This window comes from Streptomyces canus, assembly GCF_030816965.1.
Lineage (GTDB): Bacteria > Actinomycetota > Actinomycetes > Streptomycetales > Streptomycetaceae > Streptomyces > Streptomyces canus_E.
Map to the genome: position 1 here is coordinate 9,992,127 of NZ_JAUSYQ010000002.1, position 21,127 is coordinate 10,013,253.

General features: G+C 69.1%; 19 protein-coding genes and 2 pseudogenes. 8 read left to right on the forward strand and 13 right to left on the reverse strand.

Features of this window, described 5'->3' with window-relative positions; genetic code table 11:
- Positions 1 to 42: 42 nt before the first annotated feature.
- Positions 43 to 198, forward strand: a pseudogene (locus QF027_RS46685) (fumarylacetoacetate hydrolase family protein); the annotation flags it as partial.
- A gap of 228 nt (positions 199 to 426) precedes the next feature.
- Here QF027_RS46685 and QF027_RS46690 read toward each other — a convergent pair.
- The 3 genes and pseudogenes from QF027_RS46690 to QF027_RS46700 form a co-directional block, all read right to left on the reverse strand.
- Positions 427 to 2,736, reverse strand: coding sequence for a beta-L-arabinofuranosidase domain-containing protein (locus tag QF027_RS46690; protein WP_307081659.1), 2,310 nt, complete (start codon positions 2,734 to 2,736; stop codon positions 427 to 429).
- Between the two features lie 46 nt (positions 2,737 to 2,782).
- Complete coding sequence (locus QF027_RS46695; protein WP_307081662.1) at positions 2,783 to 2,920, reverse strand: hypothetical protein; 138 nt, start codon at positions 2,918 to 2,920, stop codon at positions 2,783 to 2,785.
- Positions 2,921 to 3,110: 190 nt separating this feature from the next.
- Positions 3,111 to 3,316, reverse strand: a pseudogene (locus QF027_RS46700) (IS5/IS1182 family transposase); the annotation flags it as partial.
- A 173-nt stretch (positions 3,317 to 3,489) separates the two neighbouring features.
- On the opposite strand from QF027_RS46700, the gene QF027_RS46705 reads away from it, so the two are divergent.
- A complete protein-coding gene (locus tag QF027_RS46705) occupies positions 3,490 to 3,885 on the forward strand; it encodes a GNAT family N-acetyltransferase (RefSeq protein ID WP_307081664.1) in 396 nt (131 codons plus the stop codon).
- Positions 3,886 to 4,177: 292 nt separating this feature from the next.
- Here the strand turns inward: QF027_RS46705 and QF027_RS46710 are convergent, their stop codons facing one another.
- The 3 genes from QF027_RS46710 to QF027_RS46720 all read right to left on the reverse strand — a co-directional run bounded on the left by QF027_RS46710 (position 4,178) and on the right by QF027_RS46720 (position 9,476).
- Positions 4,178 to 7,342, reverse strand: a complete 3,165-nt coding sequence (locus tag QF027_RS46710; protein WP_307081666.1) for a family 78 glycoside hydrolase catalytic domain — start codon at positions 7,340 to 7,342, stop codon at positions 4,178 to 4,180.
- A 206-nt stretch (positions 7,343 to 7,548) separates the two neighbouring features.
- Positions 7,549 to 8,049 (reverse strand): hypothetical protein, encoded by a 501-nt coding sequence (locus QF027_RS46715; protein WP_307081668.1) that lies wholly within the window; start codon positions 8,047 to 8,049, stop codon positions 7,549 to 7,551.
- Positions 8,050 to 8,477: 428 nt separating this feature from the next.
- Positions 8,478 to 9,476 (reverse strand): LacI family DNA-binding transcriptional regulator, encoded by a 999-nt coding sequence (locus tag QF027_RS46720; protein WP_306972776.1) that lies wholly within the window; start codon positions 9,474 to 9,476, stop codon positions 8,478 to 8,480.
- Positions 9,477 to 9,962: 486 nt separating this feature from the next.
- On the opposite strand from QF027_RS46720, the gene QF027_RS46725 reads away from it, so the two are divergent.
- The gene (locus QF027_RS46725; protein WP_307081670.1) at positions 9,963 to 10,544 is read left to right on the forward strand and encodes an SMI1/KNR4 family protein; all 582 of its coding nucleotides are present in this window, start codon (positions 9,963 to 9,965) and stop codon (positions 10,542 to 10,544) included.
- A gap of 83 nt (positions 10,545 to 10,627) precedes the next feature.
- On the opposite strand, the gene QF027_RS46730 is transcribed toward QF027_RS46725, so the two are convergent.
- Positions 10,628 to 11,059, reverse strand: a complete 432-nt coding sequence (locus QF027_RS46730) for a DUF4259 domain-containing protein (protein WP_307082740.1) — start codon at positions 11,057 to 11,059, stop codon at positions 10,628 to 10,630.
- A gap of 138 nt (positions 11,060 to 11,197) precedes the next feature.
- On the opposite strand from QF027_RS46730, the gene QF027_RS46735 reads away from it, so the two are divergent.
- From QF027_RS46735 to QF027_RS46750, 4 genes are all read left to right on the forward strand, one after another.
- A complete protein-coding gene (locus tag QF027_RS46735) occupies positions 11,198 to 11,596 on the forward strand; it encodes a hypothetical protein (protein WP_307081672.1) in 399 nt (132 codons plus the stop codon).
- The gene (locus QF027_RS46740) at positions 11,593 to 12,006 is read left to right on the forward strand and encodes an amidohydrolase family protein (RefSeq protein ID WP_307081674.1); all 414 of its coding nucleotides are present in this window, start codon (positions 11,593 to 11,595) and stop codon (positions 12,004 to 12,006) included. Before QF027_RS46735 ends, QF027_RS46740 begins: the two co-directional genes overlap by 4 nt.
- Before the next feature lie 118 nt (positions 12,007 to 12,124).
- Entirely contained in the window at positions 12,125 to 12,517 is a 393-nt protein-coding gene (locus tag QF027_RS46745; protein ID WP_307081676.1) for a hypothetical protein, read from the forward strand.
- Positions 12,518 to 12,644: 127 nt separating this feature from the next.
- Positions 12,645 to 13,883: a PP2C family protein-serine/threonine phosphatase gene (locus QF027_RS46750; protein ID WP_306972771.1), complete on the forward strand. Its 1,239-nt coding sequence runs from the start codon at positions 12,645 to 12,647 to the stop codon at positions 13,881 to 13,883.
- Between the two features lie 501 nt (positions 13,884 to 14,384).
- Here the strand turns inward: QF027_RS46750 and QF027_RS46755 are convergent.
- From QF027_RS46755 to QF027_RS46780, 6 genes are all read right to left on the reverse strand, one after another.
- Positions 14,385 to 15,335, reverse strand: a complete 951-nt coding sequence (locus tag QF027_RS46755; RefSeq protein ID WP_306972770.1) for a substrate-binding domain-containing protein — start codon at positions 15,333 to 15,335, stop codon at positions 14,385 to 14,387.
- A gap of 338 nt (positions 15,336 to 15,673) precedes the next feature.
- Complete coding sequence (locus QF027_RS46760; RefSeq protein WP_306972769.1) at positions 15,674 to 16,231, reverse strand: DUF1097 domain-containing protein; 558 nt, start codon at positions 16,229 to 16,231, stop codon at positions 15,674 to 15,676.
- 2 nt (positions 16,232 to 16,233) lie between these two features.
- Positions 16,234 to 17,268, reverse strand: coding sequence for an alpha/beta fold hydrolase (locus tag QF027_RS46765; RefSeq protein ID WP_307081677.1), 1,035 nt, complete (start codon positions 17,266 to 17,268; stop codon positions 16,234 to 16,236).
- Positions 17,269 to 17,298: 30 nt separating this feature from the next.
- Positions 17,299 to 18,546, reverse strand: a complete 1,248-nt coding sequence (fmdA, locus tag QF027_RS46770; protein WP_307081678.1) for a formamidase — start codon at positions 18,544 to 18,546, stop codon at positions 17,299 to 17,301.
- Between the two features lie 42 nt (positions 18,547 to 18,588).
- The gene (locus QF027_RS46775; protein ID WP_307081680.1) at positions 18,589 to 18,870 is read right to left on the reverse strand and encodes an FmdB family zinc ribbon protein; all 282 of its coding nucleotides are present in this window, start codon (positions 18,868 to 18,870) and stop codon (positions 18,589 to 18,591) included.
- 104 nt (positions 18,871 to 18,974) lie between these two features.
- Positions 18,975 to 20,072 carry a substrate-binding domain-containing protein gene (locus QF027_RS46780; protein ID WP_059203778.1) on the reverse strand — a complete coding sequence of 366 codons (1,098 nt, stop codon included), beginning with the start codon at positions 20,070 to 20,072 and terminating at the stop codon, positions 18,975 to 18,977.
- A gap of 109 nt (positions 20,073 to 20,181) precedes the next feature.
- Here QF027_RS46780 and QF027_RS46785 point away from each other — a divergent pair, with 109 nt between their 5' ends.
- Complete coding sequence (locus QF027_RS46785) at positions 20,182 to 20,622, forward strand: MarR family winged helix-turn-helix transcriptional regulator (protein WP_306972765.1); 441 nt, start codon at positions 20,182 to 20,184, stop codon at positions 20,620 to 20,622.
- Positions 20,623 to 21,127: the final 505 nt, after the last annotated feature.

Genomic DNA, 21,127 nt, shown 5'->3' on the forward strand with positions numbered 1-21,127 from the left:
AGGCTGCAAGCGGCTGTGCGGCGCTGCCGTCCTCCCTGGCCCGTCGAGGGCCTCGGCCGGCTCGCCCACCACATCGTCACCTGCCCCACCCCGATACCCACCGACGTCGGCGCCCAGCCCACGGAATCGGAGGAGGTGCTGGCCACCGCGCTCGGCGGCGACGGGGAGTTCCGCGGCATCCGTCCGTCGACGCGATGACGCCGTGCGGCGGTCCGGCGGTCCCGAGGGACGGGTAGGGCGCGCTCACCCCTCCCCATTGCTCCCGGAAGCCCCCCGCCAGGCCCCGCAAGCGCGTGGCCTACGGGACCGGCCGCGAGGCCCTGCTCAACGCCGCTGTGCGCGTGTGCCTCAACCTCGCGAGCGGCGATGAAGAGACTGGCGGCAGCCGAGTCTGGTGTGAAGAAAAACGGTCTCACCGAGGGTCGCTCAGCGCACCAGGCGTACCTCGCGCAGCCGGATGGTGGTCGCGGAGCCCACCGCTTCGAACCGGATCTCGGCGGTCCCGGCCCCGCAGTGTGCGTCCAGCGGGAGCACCTGGGAGATTTCCGTGCCCTCGGGGTACGAAGAGGGCCTGAGCGTGGCCAGCACCTGGCCGTCGACCAGCACACGCGTCGCTCCGGCGCTCCCGTCCGAGAGGTGGGTCACCTGCAGGCCGGTGGCGGTGCCGTCCGCGTCGGTCAGGCGGTAGGACCACCATCCCGTGGCGGCCCGCCACCTGAGCCCGTCTGTGAGGCCCGACCAGGTGTCCTGCCCCTCGAACCGGTGGTCGCTCTCCGGCTGTTGCTCGCCCGCGGCAACCGCGTCGGCGGTGCGGTCACGCAGGCTCAGTGCCTTCTCGTCGGCGGCGCGCAGCTCCGCCCGCCGCTCCTGGAGGCGGTCCGGTTCCGCCAGGGGGAAGTAGAGGGTGTAGCGGGAGTCGTGGATGCCGGTGAACGGGACGAGGGTGACGGACTCGCCCGGTCGCGCGTCCACGTCTTCCAGGGCGAACGCCGGCCTGTCCGGGGCGACTCGGCGCACGCCGGCCGTCAGGTCGCAGGTGCTGCGGGCGAGTACGACGGGCAGGTGCTCCAGTGGCCGCAGCGGGCCGTCGGCGACATGCCCCATCCGGGAGTCGTCGGCGAAAAGCCCGACCAGGCCGGCCCGGTCGCCCTCGGCCGCGAGGACGGTGGGCCCGTAGCGGAACGAAACCCACGGCGAGCCGTCGGGCAGCAGCTCGGCGCTGATGCGCGGGTGAAGGCGCAGGGTGATCGTGTCCCCTTCGCTCCACTGCCGCTCGAGGCGCACGTATGTCAGGGGTTGTCCGCCTGTTCCTTGGCGGGTCGTGAGCGGGGCGGGTCCATCCTCGGGCGGTACACCGTTGATACGGACGTGCGGCATCCCTTCGTGCCAGCCGGGGACGCGTATGTGGATCGCCACAGGGGTGGCGGGAGCACCGCGCAGCACGAGTTCGGCCTGGTCGTCGTAGGGGGCTGTCCTGGTCTGCTCGAGCACCAGGTTGCGTTCGGGCAGGCTCAGCCGGGAGGCGACGAAGAGGTTGACGAACAGGTCGTCGCCTTCGGCGGTGTACACCAACTCGCCGTACTTCGCGTGGTTTTCCAGCCCGGTGCCGACGCAGCACCAGAAGCAGTTCTGGGGTGTCGACACCACGCGGTAGTGGTCCGGTCGCACGGGCGTGAAGTACACCAGCCCACCGCTGGGATGCAGGGACGACAGGATGTGGTTGACCGTCGCGCGCTCGTAGTGGTCGAGGACCTCGGCGTCGGGCTCTTCGAGGAAGAGCGCGCGGCTCAGCTTGAGCATGTTGTAGGTGTTGCAGGTCTCGGGGCCCTCCGGCGACTGGAGCGCGGAGCTGAAGTCGTCACGGGGGTGCAGGTGCTCGCGTACGGAGTTGCCGCCGAAGGAGAACGTGCGGTGCCGGGTCATGGTCTGCCAGAAGAACCGGGCCGCGTCCCGTAGGCCGGTGTCGCCGTCGACCTCGCCGAGCCGCTGGTATCCGACGACCTTGGCGATCTGGGTGTTGGCGTGCATCCCGTCGAGGACGTCGCGGTGCTCGCGCAACGGGCCGAGCAGGGACCGGTCGAGGAAGCGCCGTGCCAGGGCGGCGTACCGGTCGGTGCCGGTGACGTCGGCCAGGTCCGCCAGCACCTCGCACATGCCGCCGAACTCCGTGCGGAGCATGGCTTCGTGGGTGTCATTGTCCATCCCCGCCGCCACCTGGTCCCACCAGTCGGCCAGCCGTCGTACGGAGGTCAGCGCCGGCTCGCAGCCGGCGTGCCGGTGGGCGTCCAGCAGGCCGGCGAACAGCTTGTGGAGGTTGTACCACGGCACCCAGGCGCCCCCGAGCTCGAACGAGTCCCGCTCCACCTGTCCTGCGGCCACCCGCTGCCACAGCCGCACGCCGTCGGGGATGCCCCCGACGTAGCCGGTGCCCAGGGCGTTCTGGCACTCGACGACGCCCTGAACCAGACGTTCGACCATGGCCTTCGGCCGGGGATCGTCCGTCACCGCGCTCATGAGGGCGGCACCCGACAGCGCGTGCCCGACGGTGTGGCCGTCGAGACCCGAGTTCTCCCAGTTGCCGTAGGACTCGGCGACCGGCGGCAGGCCGGCCTCGCGCCGCAAGGGCGCGAGGAGCCGGTCGGTGTCGAGGGACAGCAGGTAGTCCAGGGCAGTGGCCTGCGCGTCCAGGAACGGGCCGGGGAGAAGGCGTACCGCGCTGCGGGGGAGTGACTGCATGACTGCTTCCTTCGTTAGAACACTTCGGCCCTGCGGGTGAGGTGGGTCAACGGTCGCTCTCTTGACCGCCGTAGGCACTCAGCAGCCGGTCGTGCTCCACCTGGGTGAGCGGGAGCACCGAACCGTGCTTGGCCTCAGGGAGCAGTCGGTGGCTCGTTCTCTCCGCCGTGTTCGACTTGAGCACGGCCGGGCCCTCACCACGACTGGTACCCCCCTCGCCAATACGGTCGGCCACAAAATCATATGGAGTGGAGCTCGGTGCGCAGGACGTGTCGGCGATGATGAGCTTCGCGCTGGGCAAGGACGGTGTCTGGGACCGTGCCAGAGGTTGGGCTCACTGAAGGTGCGGAAGCCCGTGGTGGTGGTCATCCTCCCCAGCGGGTCTGTGAGCGGCGAGGGCCGTGGAGCAAGGCGATTGCAGACTCGGCAACCGATCGGACTCTGTCCAGGCCCGGCCATGCGGTTGTTCACGCGGAGTGATTTTCGGGACGATGCCACGCTCGCGCAGCAGACGGCGGTACAGGTCGTGGTCTTCACCGAGGTCGGCATACAGCACGCCGGGCTTGCGCCGGCGCCGCCCCCCAGAACTGTCGCCGGCCAGAGCCGACCGGAAGGGATGTCGTCACAGACCTGAGGGAGCGCGACTCCGCCTGCCGGACGGCGGAGCGTACGCGGTCTCACCCGTGACGGCAGCCGAGGGTGAGTGAGCCGCCCGCCCTGTAGTCCGGCTCTGGCGGTCACTAGGTTCGGATCATGACGATCACATATGAGTGGCGGGGCGACGTCGACAACTCAGCTCTCAACACGCTGCACAGCGAAGGATTCGATCACCCGGTCGGGCACACGGATTGGCGTGCAAGGCTTCATCGTCACAGCCTCGGCTGGGTCTGCGCCTGGGAAGAACATCGTTTGGTCGGTTTCGTCAACGTCGCCTGGGACGGCGGCGTCCATGCGTTTGTCCTGGACACGGTCGTCGCGCTGCGCAATCGTTCGAACGGGGTGGGAGCCGCGCTGATCAAGGCAGCTGCTGAGGGATGCCGTGCTGCGGGGTGTGAGTGGCTGCACGTCGACTTCGAAGAGCACTTGCGATCCTTCTACTTCGATGCCTGCGGCTTCAGAGAGACGACGGCAGGTCTGATCGCCTTGTGACCTTGGGCCGTCCGCCCCTCCGGTCGAGCTCCCTGGCGATCGCGCGCAGCGGGTTGATGCCGCGCGTCGGTGATCGGCATGTAGAGGCTCTCGCGTTGCGGACCTGACGGGCTGGTGGGCTGTCGATGCCGCTCACATGTGCCAGGGCCCGGTCCATCTGCACGTCGGTGTTCCGCGCACCGCCGCCCAGCAGGCGGCCTCGATGGAGGTCTGAGCCTGCCGGGCCTGCTCGCGTGTCGTCGGCGGGCCCGGAGAGGCCGGGCCCGCCATCGGGTCACGCGGCTCTCCGGGCCTACTCGGCCTCCCCGCGGACGGTGTCGACGCCGAAGTCGTAGGACCCCGAGCCGACCTCGAACACGGCGGCCCCCTTCTCCATGCGCAGGAACCGGACTCCCTTGGCAGTGTCGGCTGGTCGGCCGCCCTCGGTGACCGCCCAGTGGGCCTTCGCCGGTACATGGACCTCCGCGACCGTGTTGACCGGGACCGTCACTTTCAGGTCGAATCCGCCGTTATGGGCGCTCCACTTCGACGACAGGAGGCCGTAGACGGTGGTGAGGCTGCCGGTGCCTTCCGTCAGGTTCCCGCCGGGTTTCGGCGCGATCCGGGAGCGCTTGTAGCCGGGCTCCAGCGCGGAGATGCCGCCGATGTTCTGGAACATCCAGTCACCCACGGCGCCGTAGGCATAGTGGTTGAAGGAGTTCATGTCGACCGGGCCGAAGTCGCCGTTGGGCATGATCGAGTTCCAGCGCTCCCACATGGTGGTGGCACCGTTGGCGACCTCGTATCCCCAGGACGGGTAGTCCTTGTGCAGCAGCATCTTGTAGGCCAGGTCGTCCCGGCCGATCCTGCTCAGCGCGGGCAGCAGCAGCGGCGTGCCGATGAAGCCGGTCCGCAGGTGGTAGTCCGTGAGGGCCAGTTTGGCCACGAACTTCTCACCGACCTTGTCGACCAGTGCCGGATCCGGGACCAGGTTCATGGCGAGAGCCATCGCGTACCCGGTCTGAGAGTTGCCCTTGACGGTGCCGTCGGCTGCGACATAGGCCTTGGTGAAGGCGTCGCGGATGTCCGCGGAGAGCTTGCCGTAGTCGGACGCCGCCGCGTCATCGCCCAGGGCCTTGGCCGTCTCCGCCATCATGCGGGCGTTCTCGGCGTAGTAGGCCGTGCCCAGGATGCCCTGCTCGGTCGGGTCGTCGAGGTTCAGCCAGTCGTTGGTGAAGAAGGTGGTGCGGCCGGGCTCGAGCAGGTCCGGTCCGGCGCTGGTGCGCACGAATTGGAAGAATTTCTGCATGGCGGGGTAGTTCTCCCGCAGGATGCGGGTGTCGTCGTAGGAGCGCCATACGTGGTACGGCACCGTGATCATCACGTCGGACCACCCGACACCGCTGTCGCCGAACTGGCCCTGAGGGGTGGGTACGACCGCCGGCAGGTCGCCGTTGGCGTACTGGGAGTTGCGTACGTCCGCCATCCAGTGGGACAGGAACGCGCGGGTGTCGACCAGGTAGTTGGCCGTCGGCGCGAACAGGCTGATGTCTCCCGTCCATCCCAGACGTTCGTCGCGGGCCGGGGTGTCGGTGGGGATGGAGAGGAAGTTGCCGCGCTGGCTCCAGGAGATGTTGCTCACCAGTTGGTCGAGCATGGTGTCCGAGGTCTTCAGCGTTCCGGTGGTGGGGAGGTCGGATCCCCATACGACGCCCTTGACGTCTGAGAGAGCGGGAGGTTCGTCCACCCCGGTGATCTCGATGTAGCGGAATCCGTGCTGGGTGAAGGTGGGTTCGTAGGAGACCGTTCCGGTCTCGGCGAAGGTGTAGCGGTCGGTGACCTTGGCGCTGCGGAAGTTGTCGGTGTAGAGGGTGCCGTTCTTGTTGAGCACCTCCGCGTAGCGGATCTTGACTGTCTGACCGGCGGAGCCGGTCAGCTTCAGCAGTGACACGCCGACCATGTTCTGACCGAGGTCGTAGACGTAGGTCCCGGGGGTGGGCTCGGTCATCTTCCGGGCCTGGAGCACCTGAGTCTGGCGCACCGGCTCGTCGCTCTGCGGGACCAGGAGCGCGGTCCGTGAGTCCAGGCTCGCAGCGGGCTCCCACTTCGCGTCGTCGAATCCTGGCCGGCTCCAGCCCGACGGCTCCAGACGAGCGTCATACGTCTCGCCGTCCTGCAGGTCGGCCTTCACGAAGGGCCCGTCCGACGCCTTCCACGAACCGTCCGTGGCGATCCACTGGATGGAGCCGTCGGTGTAGGTGACGCGCAACTTTGCCACGAGAGCGGGGGTGTCCCCGTACTGGTGGGTCCAGCCGAGCCCGACCTTGCCGGCCCACCAACCGTCCGCCAGGGATGAGCCGATGACGTTGTCGCCGCTGTCGAGCAGTTTCGTGACGTCGTAGGTCTGGGACTGAATGCGCTTGTCGTAGTTCGTCCAGCCCGGGGCGAGGACCTGGTCGCCGACCGGCTTGCCGTTGAGCTCCAGCTCGTACAGGCCGAGTGCGGACGCGTAGACACGTGCGGAGGCGATCTTCTTGCCGGCCTTGGTCGCGAAGCCCTTGCGCAGCAGTGGCAGCGGCCGGGCCGCGGGTGCGTAGAGGGCGTCCGTGGTGCCGGACACGACGAGGGCGGAGTCGACGATCTCACCGCCGGTGAACGGGTTGCGGCCGGACGCGAAGTCGGTGTCCAGCAGCGTGCCACCGTCGGCGCCGGTCACGACCACGGCGTAGACGGTTCCGCGTTCGCCGCAGCACGCGTGGGTGCGGAAACCTGTGTAGCCCTTCGTGAACGTGGAGTCGGTGAAGGTGTTGACCAGCTTGCCGTCGAGGGTCGTCTTGATGGTGGTCCCCGCCACGTCATAGCGGACGGTGTGCCGGTCGGCGAGGAGACTCGCGTCGGTGAAGCCGTAGGGCGCGAGATCCACCTCCTGAACCACGGTGTAGTTGCCCTTGACCTGCTTGTGCAGTCTCAACATCGGGGTCGGGCCCGTGACGTTGAACTGCAACATGTATCCGTTGCTCACGTCCGGGGCACGCAGGAACATGCCGAAAGCGTTGCTGTCGAGCTTGAACTCGACCGTGGCGGTGTAGTCGGTCCACTTGTCCAGTTCGCTCGGAGCCGCGGGGCGAGTGATCCACTGGGCGCCGTTCCAGTCGTCGGAGTCCAGCAGGCCGGTCTCGAAGTACGAGGTCGCGCTCCACGGACTCGCGACTCCCTTGTCGTCCCAGGCCCGAACGCGCCAATGGTAACGGGTGCCCGCCTCCAGGGCAGGTCCGCCGTACCGCACGCCGACCTGGCGGCCGGACGCCACCTTGCCGGACGACCACACGTCGGTCGAACCCGGCTTGCGTCCGACCTGGATCTCGTACGCCGTCTGCGATGTCGCTCGCCGAGCCGACGCCAACTGCCAGCCGAGGACCGGGTCTTCACCACCGATGCCCAGCGGGTTGACCCGGCCGTTGGCAGTCAGAGCCTTCACGGAGAACGGAGCGTCGGAAACCGACACCGCGGGGGACACGGGCGCCGGCAGGATCACCGCGCCTGCGACCACGGCACACATGACAAGGCCTCTCAGGAGTACGAGCAGTAGTGGGCGTTTACGGAGCATGGCATCTCCTGCTGATCCGTTTTGGAGGGGTGCGTGGTCTCGGCTGCGACGCCGCGAAGTGATGTGAGTTGCAGAGATCAGTCCGCTGTCCCGCTCGGCCGGGCCGCCTCGAGTTCGGCAGCGGCGTTGGCGCCGCCGTCTTCGAACAGGACCCTGTTCAGCAGGGTGGGCAGCCGGCGGGCCGGCAGGTGCAGGAAGGGTCCCAAACGTTTCTCGACGGTCTTGACTGCCGCTGGCTGGACGACGTTCCGGACTCCGAGGTCCTTGAGCGTCTTCTTCAGGTCGAGGACCTGCCCAGCCTTGTCCAGGGTCTTGGTGAGCTGCGGTGCGCCGCCCGCCGCGAACTGCACGGGCAGGGCGTCCTGGCCGGCGCGGAGCTGCGCCTTCTGGTCGACGTTGCCGATCGGCGGCGTCTGGGTCTTCGAGGGCAGGGCCTTGTTCTGCGACGCGCGCGAGCGCTTGCCCGGGACGGTGAGCTCCTGCTGCACGACGTGATTGTCGTGATGGTCATCGTTGATGGTGAGGGTGAACGCGTTGGCGTGGCTGCCCGACGCGCTTCCGCCCTCGCAGGCGCTCAACAGCAGACTCGTGGTGGTGGCAGTCGCCAGGAGGCGACACGGAGGTTCTGAGGGTCTTGTGCACTGGTGCTCCTCGGCGCACGGCTTGTTGAAACGCTTCAATAGAGGGACGTCGGGAACCTATGACCCGTTTCGGCGTGTGTCAAGGAGCTGTCGTGGATGTTTCCGAACCGCACTGAGGGCCGCCCGGGCGGTCGTCTGGAGGGGCTGCCCCAGCGTGAAGTGAACGAACAGCAGGTCAGCGTGTCCGGTCCGGCGCGGCACGGCGTGGACGGGAGGAGAGGGGAGGGGAGCCGGACGGTCGGCGCGGACCTCGGCGCGGGCTGACGACCCGGGTGTCGGGACGGACGGTGCGAGCCGCGCGTCGGCCCGGACGATCAGCTCGGCGCGTCACGCGAACGATCACTCGACGTGCCGACGCCGGCCCCTCAGCCCGGCGCGCTGGCGCGGACGATCAGCTCGGGCTCCAGCACGACGGTGGCGTGACGGTGCTGCTTCCCCGAGGCCACCTCGTCCATCAACAGCCGGATGGCTTCCCGGCCCATCATCCGCCCCGGCATGTCCACCGCGGTCAGCGGAACCGCCGCGGCGCCCGCCGCGCGGTTGTTCTCGCACCCCACGACGGCGACCTGGTCGGGTACCCGGATTCCTGCCAGGGTGTGCAGTTCGTGGATGATGGCATTGGCCAGTTCATCGGTGACGACCATGAGGCCGTCCGGCAGATCACCGGGTGCTCTCCGTGCGAGATCCTGCCCGACCACATGGCCATGGGGCGTGGTCAAGCCGCCACTGTCGATCTCCTCCAGGGTGACGCCGGGGCCCGCCTCCTCGACCGCCGCGCGTACGCCCCTGCGTCTGTCGCGAACCGGCTGGTAGTCGTCGTGTGCGGCCACATAGGCCAGTCGTGTGCGGCCCGTGTCGATGAGGTGGCGGGCTGCCAGATATCCGACGTGCTCGTTGTTGACCAGCACCGAACAACATGTGCCCGGCTTGGGGGAGTAGTTGAGGAGCACGACCTGGCGCCCGTGCGAGCGGATGCGCGCGATACCGGCGGAGGAGTCCTCCATCGGAGCCAGGAGCACCCCGGTCACCCGGGACTCGTCGAACAGGTCCAGATAGTTGTCCTGAAGCGCCATGTCGCACGCCGTATTCGCGAGCAGCAGGTTCTGGCCGACCGCGCGGGCGGCGTCCTGGGCGCCGTGCGCCATGTCGATGAACAGAGAGTTCTCGATGTCGGCGAGCACCATGCCGATGCTGTTGGTCGAGCCCGACACCAGCGACCGGGCCGCGTCGTTGCGGACGAAACCCAGACGGCTGATGGCTTCCCGGACCCGCTCGGCCGTCGCGGGGCTCACCTTCGCCGGATGGTTCAGGACGTTGGAGACGGTGCCGACCGAGACGCCTGCGGCGTCGGCGACGTCCTGCATGCTCGGACTGGCATGCCCCTGTACTGCTCGCGGACGGACGGTTGCCACAGTGCTTTCTCGACCTCCGGTCTCGTTCATCTCGCGACCGCCAGGCGCTCGCAGTGACAAGGCCGTCGCGGACAAGCCGCAGAATACATGACGCGCGTTGAAGCGCTCCAATACGTGCGTCCCCGTGCACCCCCCGGCAACGCGAGAGCGGTCCAATATCAGCTGGTCACATGACACAGCCCGGTCAACGAACCTCCCCCCGCGCCGCACCGAGCACCTGCCGACCCGGGGTAGAGGAGTGTGTGCGGGTGTGTGCGGGCACCGCTACGGCTGCCCGCTGATGTGGGAAATCGCTGCGCTCGGTCTTGACCGGTCGGCAGCCTCCCACCGACGAACTGATTGAAGCGCATCAATCGACGGGGGCCGGTCGGTGGGCCCAGAGGACGCAGGAACACTTTCCTCCCGTTCAGCGGTGCGTCGAAGTGGCACGATCTGGGGATGACTTCGTCGATATCCGAGTCGTGGACCCGTATAGAGGTTTGGCTCGCCCGGCGCACACCTCGCACCTTTGCTGCTCTTGGCCCCCCGGCGGAGCGCTCGGCAATTGCCGTGGCCGAACAGGCCATCGGGCAGCCGTTTCCCGAGCCCTTGGCGGAGTCCTTGCTGCGGCACAACGGCATGGGCCACTTCGACCTGCTGCCGCCGTTCTGGTCGTTGCTCGACGTGCAGAGCATCATCATTGCCTGGCAGACACGCATGAAGATCTACGGGGATGAGCCGGCGGGAGCAGAGGAAGGCGACCCGGACGGGGAGTACGGGCCGTGGTGGCATCGGCAGTGGATCCCGTTCGCCTTTGACGGTGCAGGGGATTACCTCATCATCGACCAGCGCTCCTACCGCCGCCGCGGAAGGATCGGCAAGGCTGATCATGAAATAGGATGCTCCTTTTCGCATCACCCCATGTGGGCGTCGCTGCCGGCTCTTCTGGATGCGACAGCCACGGCTCTGGAGAGCGGCGAGGCGGTGGACGGTTACCTGCCTGTCGCGGTCGACGAGGATGAACTGGACTGGGACTTTTGATGCCTCGGGCCAGGTGGTGGGTCATGTGGCTGTGTGTGCAACTTCCGGCTCTGGCTCAGGGTTTGTGGCAGGTGACGCCTCTGTCACGGCTCGACATCGAACAGCGGGATGGACGGTGATGGCGGGGCAAGGACTGTGCGAAGGCGGTTGAGGTTGGCTCGCCATTGCTTCCAGTCTTCCGGGTCGACCCAGTTCGAGGCCGACCCGGCCTCGTCGCTGAGGATGCGGGCGAGAGCTTTGCCTGCGAGCGTCCGGAGATCGTCAGAGAAGGCGGGCATGGGTTCTTCAGGGCCGTAAGGTGTATCGATGGGCTCGCCGCCAGGGCATTGCGCCGCAATCAGTGCGGCTGCAGCCACCGCTTCATCTCCTTCGGTGAGCCAGCCGGTGGCGTCGACGGTGCGCGTGAGGACGCCACGGATCAGTGCCTCGCGTTCCTCGGGTCCGGCGTCATCGAGATCGTCGGCGAAGTCCGCGGCGGCGTCGTTGTCGAAGGGGCCAGTGTCCCAGGTGCCCATGTTGATCTCCTCGTGCAGTTGCACCGGATCCTCGCATCAACCGCTGACATTTCGATCACTGCGCGAGCAGTACGCGCTTCCGGCAAAGGGCGAAGCCAGCACGCCCGAACATCTGGCGCTTGAGCATCTCCGATCCGGTTGACGTGCCCCTCGAACCGCGCCCGAGCTCCAGGGCAGGGTCGTCTGGCCGCCGTACGGATCGACCCGCGCGACCCCAGCAGCCTGTCCCGCTACCACAGCTGGTTCCAGCAGGTGCATCCCCTCGAATGGCGGGCGGTGGAGGGCTACGACCGGGACCGGGCGGACGCCCTCTTCCGGGGCCTGGCGGCCGACGGGACCGCCATCGTCCCCACGCTCAGCGTGCACCGCACGCTGGAGCTGCCCGACGACGTTCCGTCCCGGGCCGAGGAGTGGAAGTACCTGGCGGCCTGGCAGACGGAGAGCTGGCCGGACCAGCTGGCGGCCCTGACCGGCGGGCGCGCCCCGAGCAGGCCCGGCAGATCCGCCGCATCTTCGAGCACCGGCTCCGGCTGGTGAACGAGCTGCCTGGCGCGGGTGTGCGGCTGGCGGCGGGCACCGACACCGGCACGGGATACCTCGTCCCGGGCTTCGCCCTCCACGACGAGCTGGCGCTGCTCGTGGCGGCCGGCCTCTCCCCGGCTGAGGCCCTGCGCTCGGCCACGCGGGACGCGGCCCGCACGCTCGGCCTGCCGGCCGTCGGCACCGTGGCCCGCGGACAGGCCGCCGATCTGCTCGTCCTCGACGACGACCCGCTGCGCGACATCCGCAACACCCGCCGCATCCACGGCGTGGTCGTCGACGGCAGGTGGATCCCGCCGGAGGAACGCCGCCGGCTGCTCGCGGCGGTGGAAGAGGCCGCCGCACAGACCCCGCCGCCCCAGGAGGGCGCGGCCATGACGGGCTGCGGCTGCGGCGGACACCCCTGACAGCCCTCCGGCGGCCTCGCTGACGAGTGGTGCCAGCCGCAGCTCAGAGACCCGCTGCTGCGGCGCCTGCCGTCGGGGTGCCTCAATCCAGGCGGGCCGAGGGTCCGAAAGCGTTCGGGTGCTGGTGACCCTGCCGATGTCGCGTCTGTGTGAGATGGCGCGGGCGGTCGACGGCAGCGGCGGGGACGGCGGCCGGGACCGGTGGGTGGAGACCGACAGCGGTGAACCGGTCGTCCACGAGACGAAGTCGTTCACCGACTGGGATCTGCCCGATCCATGGCCTGGCCGCACGGGTACCCGGCACGTCGCCGACCCTTACGTCAGCCGTACGCCTGGCACCCAATCGACGAGGCCGTCGGGCGGCGGCGTGTGGCGTCCGTTTGAACCGGCCAGTGTGATCACACGACCGTCTGTGACGCTGGAGTTGGCGAGCTGGTCGGCAGAGTTCGGCGGGCAGCCGTCCGGCGCGATTGCGCCGGCGCCTTTGCGTCTCTGGAGGCCATCGTCATGAGGGCAGGTGACAGATGCTTACGAGGAGAGCGCAGGTGATACGCCCAGGTGCCGAGGGCGCCGACGAACGGTAGAACGTAAGAGTGAGGGACGAGACCAGCCCTGCTGAGGATGACCGGCCACATCGTGTGGCGAGGCCGGCGATCGACTACCAGGCGCTGTTCACGGTCACCCCCAGTCCCTGCATGGTGCTGGGCCCGGATCTGGTGCTCCTCGACGTCAATGAGGCGGCCTGCCGGGTGACGGGCCGTACTCGGGAGGACCTGCTCGGGCGGTACCTCTTTGATGCCTTCCCTGACAATCCGGCGGACCCGGATGCTGACGGGGTGCGGAATCTGCACGCTTCGCTGCACGGGGTCCTGCGCTCGAAGGAGCCGGACACGATGGCGCCGATGAAGTACGACATTCCCGTGGCCGACCGGCCCGGCGTGTTCGAGGAGCGGTGGTGGTCCGCGATCAACACACCGGTGCTCGGGCCGGACGGGCAGGTGGAGTGGATCCTCCACCGGGGGGAGGACGTGACCTCGTTCATCCTCTCCCACCCTCGTCGGCGAGGAGGCGGCGCGCTCAGTGACGTGGAGGCGATGGAGGTCGAGCTGTACGCGCGGGCGCGCGAGCTCCATCGACTGAACGAGGAACTGCGCCAGGCCCACGCCCGGGAACGCCAGGTCGCCGTCACCTTGCAGGAGGCCATGCTCCACTCGCCCCACCTGGCCCGGCACCGCGACACCGCGGTGCGCTACTTGCCCGCCGCCGGATCACTGAACGTGTGCGGGGACTGGTACGAGGTGGTCGACCTGCCCGAGAACAGATTCGCCGTCGCGGTCGGCGACGTCGTCGGCCACGGCCTGGAGGCCGCCGCCGTCATGGGCATGCTGCGCAGCGCGTTGTCCGCCGTCGTCCGGGCCGTCGACGGGCCCGCGAGAGCCCTGGACGTCCTGGGCCGGTATGCACGCTATGTGGAGGGTGCGCTGGCCACCACCGTCGTCCAAGCCGTCATCGACACCCGCGCTCGCCGCATTGTGTACAGCAGCGCCGGCCACCCGCCTCCCGTCCTGCTCCACCCTGACGGCACCTGCGATCTTCTGGACCAGGCCACCGACCCTCCGCTGGGGGCCCGCCCCGAACCCGTCCCCCGCGTCCAGGCCGAGCTGCCCTACACCCCTGGCGACACCTTCGTGCTCTACACCGACGGTCTCATCGAACGCCGCGGCGAGGACATCGACGCCGGCCTGGAACGCCTCACCGACGCGCTCGCCCGCCATGCCCGCCACAGCCCCGAACGTCTCGCCGACGCTCTGCTCGCGCACCTCGGTGTCAGCAGCGGCGCCCGCGACGACATCGCCCTGATCGTCCTCCGCCTGTGACCCGCGCGCCGTCACCCGCACGCCACAGGTGGCGAAGCCCGTCCACTGAAACGGCCAGTGACACCTGGGTCTTGCCTACCGAACAGGCGCCAGATCCTTTTCGGGCAGACCGGGCTCTTCCTCACCACCCACTTCTGATGGCGGGGACGCTCCCAGCGCGCATACCGGCGATCCTGCCGCGGAAGCGGGCTGTCCGTCCGTCGGCCCACCGCCGGGCCTCGGTCTGAGTCAGTGGGCAGAGGTCGAGTACCAGGGGGCCGAACCAACCCATCACCTGGGCGGCCATCGCGCTCATGACCCGGTGGCACGGCCGTCCGCGCCCGGGAACGGGGCCGGTGCGGGGCCCACCGACGCTACCTGAGCGCCGGCGTCCCGTAGCCGGTAGCCGGTGGCGAGAGACTGCCGTCGACCGGGTCCCGGCCTGCGACCTGTTGCCGCCGAGCCGCCGCCGACCGGCTCGAGCGCCACCTCGCCGAGTGGACCGGCGCCCGCACAGTGGACTCAGTGCGGTGGACGGCGTCCGCTGCTCTCCCGCACCACCAGTTCCGTCGCCACCTCCACCCGCGTCGTCTCCGGCTGCTCTCCGGACAGCAGTCGCAGCACCATCCGGGCCGCGAGCGCCGTCATGTCGGCCAGGGGAGTGCGGACCGTCGTCAGGCGTGGGGTCACCCAGTCCGCGAACGGCAGATCGTCGAAGCCGACCACGCTGACGTCGGCCGGGATGCGCAGGCCCAGTTCGGCGGCGGCCCGGTAGGTGCCCAGCGCCTGGTGGTCGCTGCCGGCGAAGATCGCCGTCGGACGGTCGGGCAACGCCAGGAGCTCCAGGGCGTGTTGGTGCGCGAGGTTGTGGGTGAAGTCGCCGTAGCGCACCAGCTCGGCGTCGAAGGGAAGACCGGCCTCGGCCAGCGCCGAGCGGTAGCCGTCCACCCGTGCCCGGGAGGTGAGCCGGCGCTCCGGGCCGCTGATGATCGCGATGCGCCGGTGGCCCAGCTCGATGAGGTGGCGGGTCGCGGCCAGTCCGCCGGGCCAGTTGGTCGCGCCCACCCACGGCGTGCCCGGCGCGGGCTCGTCGATCGGCATCACCAGCGCGAAGGGGATGCCGAGCCGGCTCAGCTCCTCGTGCTGCTCGGGCGTCAGTTCGGGCACCACGAGAATCGCTCCACGCGTGGAGCGGGTGGCCAGCGAGTCCAGCCACTGACGGGCGCGTTTGGTCCGGCCGTGGGTGGAGGAGACGACCAGCCCCATGCCCGCGTCGTGCAGGGCGTCCTCCGCGCCCCGGATCAACTCGACGGCCCAGGGGCTGTCGAGTTCGTTGATGACGAAGTCGATCAGTCCGCCGGGTGGGGCCGCGGTGGCCGCCGGGCGGTGTTTCGCCAGATAGCCGTGCTGCCCCAGCAGGCGCTGCACCTTCGCCCGCGTCTCCGCCGATACATCGGACCTGTCGTGAAGCACCCCGCTGGTGTGCGGACGGTGCAGGCGAGCCGGGACATGACGCCGTGCGGCGTGGTCTCGGCGGTTTCGACCGGGCCTGTGTGCTGCTCGACGGCGGCCCGGGTCGCTGCCGGTGGCTCGTGCCATTCGATGCGGTCCACCCGCGCTCTCCTGCGTTGGTTGAGTTGAGGGGCCCGGACACTGAGCGACCGCCTCGCGCCGGATGTGCGCAAGAGCCCCGGACGGCTCGGGGGAGAGCCGTCCGGGGCGGTCTGAGGCGGAGCGGGAAGGGCGGTCGCCTGTCGGTGAGGGGCTCCGTGGGCTCAGCCGAGCCGCCGTCGGAGATGCCGTACCGGTGCTTAAGTGGTCGATGGCGCCACCTCCTCGGTCAGGTGCTGCTCCGGTTCCGGGTCGGGAGTCGGCGCGAACATCAGGCGCAGTCCCAGGACGGCGCAGAGCGGGCCGAGGGCGCACATCGCGGCGGCGCTGATGAACGCGGCGCCCAGATTCCCCGCGTCGTAGCCGAACCCGCCGAAGTACGTGGCGAAGGTCGACGCGAAGCCGAAGAACATTCCCGGGATGAGAGCGAACGGCTTCAGCCGGCCGGTTGCCAGCAGGGTGCCGTTGACGAAGAAGATCACCACGCCCAGTGCCAGGGTCCGGGCGAACTCCCCGGTGCCGAACATCGTGCCCGTCTCCCGGTTGAGGAGCACGGCCGCCACCGCGAACCCCGCGCCCGTCGTGGTGGCGGTGATCATGGAGATGGCGTTGGCGATGCTCGGACCGCCCTGGAGGAACGTTCCCGCCCAGGTGATGAAGATCGCCCAAGTCGGCATGTGGAGCGGGCTCAGAAGCAGGAGGACCGTGGCGAAGGCGACGATCGAGGCGCTGACCTCGTGCGGCAGTCTGCCCTTCATGGCTACGCCAACCCGCCCGGCTTGGCGAGCAGTTCCCTGATGCCCGTGTCGATGAACGCGGTGTCCTCGGGGCTGCTGCCGCCGCCGGCGAAGTGGCCCCAGATGCCGGGGATGACGCGGAGTTCGGCGCCCGGTATGTGGCTGACGGCCCAGGCCTCGTCCTCCGGCGGGAAGTAGAGGTCCTTCTCGGCGGGCATGTCGAGTGTGGTCGCCCTGATGGAGCCCAGCGCCGCCTCCGTGTCCCCGCCGAAGCCGGGGGTGAGTCCGACGTCGCCGTTCTGCCAGGTCCACAGCATGGTGAGAAGGTTGTTGGGGTCGCGGCCGTCGAGGAAGAAGCCCTCCCAGAAGCCGACCAGGAAGTCCTCGAGCGAGGTGTAGCCGAGCTTCTCGTACTCCTTCTCCCAGTAGAACGCCTGCGAGAAGCCCCACCCCGCGTACACCCGGGCGAGCGCGCGCAGTCCGGTGGTCGGCCACTTGTTCTCGTCGTACCAGCCGCCGTTGAAGACCGCGTCCGCGGTCAGTGCGGCCTTGACGCCCTCCAGGAAGACCTTGTTGTGGGCACTGGTGCGCGGGGAGCCGCAGAACGGGGCGATCCGCTCGACCATCTCCGGGTGGCTGACGGCCCACTGGAAGGTCTGCCCGGCGCCCATCGACCAGCCGGTCACCAACTGGATCTTTTCGATGCCGAATTCCTCGGTGACCAGCTTGTGCTGGGCCTCGATCTGGTCGTACACGGTGATGTGCGGGAAGCGGGCGCGGTCGTACGGCGGCGGTGTGTTGCTCGGCGAGGTGGACAGGCCGTTGCCGAGCATGTTCGGGACGATGATGAAGTACTCGGCCGGATCGAGGGCCATGCCGGGGCCGATGAGCCACTCGTTGTCCCAGTGCCGGCCGGAGTACCAGGTGGGGTACACGATCACGTTGGACTTGTCGGCGTTGAGCTCGCCGTACGTGGTGTAGGCGAGGCGCGCGCCGCGCAGGGTGGCGCCGTGCTGGGTGGTGAAGTCGCCCAGCTGGAAGGTGAGATGGTCGCTCATGGGCTGACTGCCTTTCAGGAGAACTGCTCGTCAGGAGGTGACGGCGCACTGGCCGCGGTCGGCCTTCCGCGGCCCTTCGGCCGTCGGCCGGATGTCGAAGTCGAAGATCGCCGTGGGGAGGTAGAGGGTGCTGCATGCGTTCGGGATGTCCACGACGCCGCTGAGGCGGCCCTCGATCGGGGCGGAACCGAGCAGCAGGTAGGCCTGTTCGCCGCTGTAGCCGAAGGTTTTCAGATACTCGACGGCGTTGAGGCAGGCGTTGCGGTACGCCATCGTCGCGTCGAGGTAGTGGTTCGTGTCGGTCTCATGGTCGACGGAGATGCCGACGAACGAGATGAACTCGGTGTACTGCGGGGCGACGTTGCCGGGCATGAAGATCGGGTTGGTCGTGACGCCGTACTTCTCCATGCCGCCCTTGATGAGGTCGACGTGCAGGTCGATGAAGCCGCCCATCTCGATGGCGCCGCAGAAGGTGATCTCGCCGTCGCCCTGGCTGAAGTGCAGGTCGCCGCCGGAGAGCAGAGCGCCGGGGACGAGGACGGGGTAGAAGACCCGGGAGCCGCGGGTGAAGTTCTTGATGTCGTGGTTGCCGCCGTTCTCCCGGGCCGGGACGGTACGGGCGCCCTCGGTGGCGATCCGCCTGCCGACGTCGTCGCTCGCCGTTCCGGCCAGGGCGTTGTCGGCGAGGGGTGGCAGCGCGAGAGCCGGCACCCGGTGCGGGTCGGTGTCGATGAGGGCCTGCTCACGGGCGTTCCAGCGGGCCAGCAGTTCGGCTGAGGGCGCGGTGCCGAAGAGGCCGGGATGGGTGATCCCGGTGTAGCGGACGCCGGGAATGTGCCGGGAGGTGGCCTGCTGGCCGTGGAAGTCCCAGACGGCCTTGTAGGAGTCGGGGAAGTGGTCGGTGAGGAATCCGCCGCCGTTGTCGCGGGCGAAGACGCCGGTGTAGCCCCAGCCCTGCCCCGAGCCTTCGCCCTCCGCCTGCGGCACGGGGCCCAGGTCGAGGATGTCCACGACGAGCAGGTCACCGGGTTCGGCGCCCTCCACGGCGATGGGGCCGCTGAGCATGTGCGCGTGGGTGAGGTCGACGTCGCGGACGTCGTTGGCGGAGTCGTTGTTCCCGATCTGGTTGTCGGTCCAGTCCCGGCACTCGATACGGAACTCCGAGCCGGGCCGCACCGTGACGGCGGGCGGGATGTCGGGGTGCCAGCGGTTGTGGCCGGGCACTTTCTGGTCACGCATGGACAGGGCCTGGTCGACACTGAAGACGACTTCGGGCATGGAATGCCTCCGTAATCCGGTACTGCGTGGTGCGTGCGGGGATCAGGGCTTGGGGAGCCCGGCCTGACGGGGATCGGCCGCCGGGATCGGCCGGCGGCGGGCCGGGGGCACGTCGGTGACGACCCGCGGCTCATGGGCACTGGCCTCCTGGGCATGCAGGGCACGGGCCAGCGGAGCGGAGGTGCGGGCGAGCAGCGGGGCGGTGAAGACCCGGCGGGCCGGGCCTGCGCAGCTCTCGCACGGCTCCTCGGCGAGAGCCCGGCCGATCGGCCGGACCACGTCGAAGGGGCCGCAGGCCGCACAGCGGTACTGATACGTGGCCATGGGCTGTCAACCTCCAAAAGCTTCGAGAAAAAAGTATTTCCATCCGAAGCAAATGGGCAAGAGGGTCGCGTGTTGCGCACAGGTAAAAAAGAACTCCCCGCGGGTCAGGGAAGTTGCTGCAGCACGTCCCAGCGCAGCCCGTCGGCGGCCGCGAGGAAAACCCGCTGCTCAAGGTGGCGGTCACGGATCTGGACCGTGCCGCGGGGGCTCTCGTACTCCAGCCCCTCGGCGGTCGCCTGGATGCGCCGCACATCCGTGTCGCCCGCCCGGCGCAGCAGTTCGGTGAGCATGCGCACGCCCTCGTAGCACGACTCGCCGAGGCTGTTGAGCACCGGTGCGCCGGGGCCGAACCGGCGGAAGTAGGCGGCGGCGAAGTCGAGCCCGGACGCGGTCGGCAGGTCCTCGAAGTAGCCGGCCGAGGTCATCAGGCCCCGGGTGTTCTCCGGTCCGGTGGCCAGCAGGACGTTCTCCTCGATCAGGGAACTGAACCGGATGAGGTCGCGGTCCAGCCCGGCCGCGGTGAAGGCGCGGTTGAAGAGGACGGCGTCCTGCCCGATCAGCAGCATCAGCACGGCCTCGCAGCCGCTTGCCGCGACTCGCGCGAGGACGGGCCCGAAGTCCTGGGTACCCAGCGGCACATACATCTCGTCACAGACCTCGCCGCCCAGTTCGCGCAGATAGCGGTGGGCGGCGCGGGCCGACGAGCGGGGCCAGACGTAGTCGTCGCCGACGATCGTCCAGCGGCGGATGTCCAGTTCGCTCGCGAACCACCGCAGCGCGGGCCGCAGTTGACGGTTCGGGGTCTCACCGGTGAGGAAGACACCCGGGGAGCGCTCGCCGCCCTCGTACAGCGCCGTGTAGACGTAGGGCACACGGCCGTCGATGCGCGGGGCGACGACCTCGCGGACGGCGGAGATGTGCCAGCCGGCCACCGCGTCGACGACGCCTCCGGAGATCAGTGCGTCGACCTCCGTGGCCACCTGCTCGGGCGGCGCGCCGCCGTCGACGAGCACCAGGCGCACTTCCCTGCCCAGTACGCCCGATGCGGCGTTGACCTCCTCGGCCGCGAGCTGGGCGCAGCACTCGCAGGAGGGGCCGAAGATGCCGGCCGGGCCCTGGAGCGGTATCACCAGGGCGACATCCAGTGCGTCACGGGCCCGGTTCGCCGGGGCGCCGAGCCGGACAGACGCCTTCTCGATCATAGGCGCTCACCCTAGCCATTGCTTGCTACGGGAATATTTCACAGCGATAAGGAAAGGACTGTATCGTGGAATCACTCCACCCGTAGATCACGACGACTCTGGCAGGGCGATGACCACGACCACCCCGGCGGCCGTAGCCGATCTCGACCTCGCGCGTGCGCTCACTCTCGTCGAGCGCAGCGTCGTCCTGCGGCTCGGTGAGGCGCTGAAGGCCGAGGGCGGCACGCTCGAGGAGTGGCGGGTGCTGTCGTTCCTGGGCGACGGCGAAGGCCGTGCCATGACCGAGATCGCCGAGTTCGCGCTGCTGTCCGCGCCCACCCTGACCAAGGTCGTCGACCGCATGGTCTCCCTGAACCTCGTCCTGCGCCGGGTCGACGACCAGGACCGGCGGCGCGTGCTGGTCTTCGCGTCCGAGCGGGGCAACGAGGCGCTGACCCGGTGGACGGCGGCGGTCGAAGAGGAGCAGGAGGGCATCGTGTCCGCTCTCGGTGCGGAGGAGACGGCCCTGCTGAGGGCATTGCTCCAGCGGGCCTCCCGACGCCTTGGGTGAGCGGTCGCGCCGCGCGGCGCGGGTGCGGTGGTCTCAGGCCGGCTGCTCGATGCGGGACACCCCTCGAAGATGGGGGACTGCTGCTGGGCATGAAAGACCTCACCAGCGTGGACATGGCCTGCGCCTATGCTCTGCGGCGAGCGGCCACCTGCCTTCCGGCGACCACTAAAGGTCCGGGTTCGCGGCGCACGGCGCATCGTCCAGCGCACGCTTCAGCACGCCGGCGTCGATGTGCTCGCCATGATCGGGTAGCCATGCACCTGCTGCCGCCGCCATGTCACATGCCGTCGCAATGATCGCCGAAGTAGGCGAGTGCAGCTCGCCGGTACCCATGTCCTGCCCTGAGGCAGGGTGGAAGCCGTTTCCCCGTGGCCCGGTGGCCGGGTGGCCGGGATCATCTTGCGAGACCCGCGCCGAGATCACCCGCCGAGGGAAGCCCGCCAGACGCAAGCGACGGTGCCGGAGCCCAACCTTCGCCGCACGACGGTGCAGCCGATGGCATGCG

Bases quoted from the DNA above. Each gene is read 5' to 3' on its own strand.
- QF027_RS46690 (WP_307081659.1), bottom strand. From the start codon at position 2,736: ATGCAGTCACTCCCCCGCAGCGCGGTACGCCTTCTCCCCGGCCCGTTC.
- QF027_RS46705 (WP_307081664.1), top strand. From the start codon at position 3,490: ATGACGATCACATATGAGTGGCGGGGCGACGTCGACAACTCAGCTCTC.
- QF027_RS46720 (WP_306972776.1), bottom strand. From the start codon at position 9,476: ATGCAGGACGTCGCCGACGCCGCAGGCGTCTCGGTCGGCACCGTCTCC.
- QF027_RS46725 (WP_307081670.1), top strand. From the start codon at position 9,963: ATGACTTCGTCGATATCCGAGTCGTGGACCCGTATAGAGGTTTGGCTC.
- QF027_RS46730 (WP_307082740.1), bottom strand. From the start codon at position 11,059: ATGGGCACCTGGGACACTGGCCCCTTCGACAACGACGCCGCCGCGGAC.
- QF027_RS46760 (WP_306972769.1), bottom strand. From the start codon at position 16,231: ATGAAGGGCAGACTGCCGCACGAGGTCAGCGCCTCGATCGTCGCCTTC.
- QF027_RS46765 (WP_307081677.1), bottom strand. From the start codon at position 17,268: ATGAGCGACCATCTCACCTTCCAGCTGGGCGACTTCACCACCCAGCAC.
- fmdA (WP_307081678.1), bottom strand. From the start codon at position 18,546: ATGCCCGAAGTCGTCTTCAGTGTCGACCAGGCCCTGTCCATGCGTGAC.
- QF027_RS46775 (WP_307081680.1), bottom strand. From the start codon at position 18,870: ATGGCCACGTATCAGTACCGCTGTGCGGCCTGCGGCCCCTTCGACGTG.
- QF027_RS46780 (WP_059203778.1), bottom strand. From the start codon at position 20,072: ATGATCGAGAAGGCGTCTGTCCGGCTCGGCGCCCCGGCGAACCGGGCC.
- QF027_RS46785 (WP_306972765.1), top strand. From the start codon at position 20,182: ATGACCACGACCACCCCGGCGGCCGTAGCCGATCTCGACCTCGCGCGT.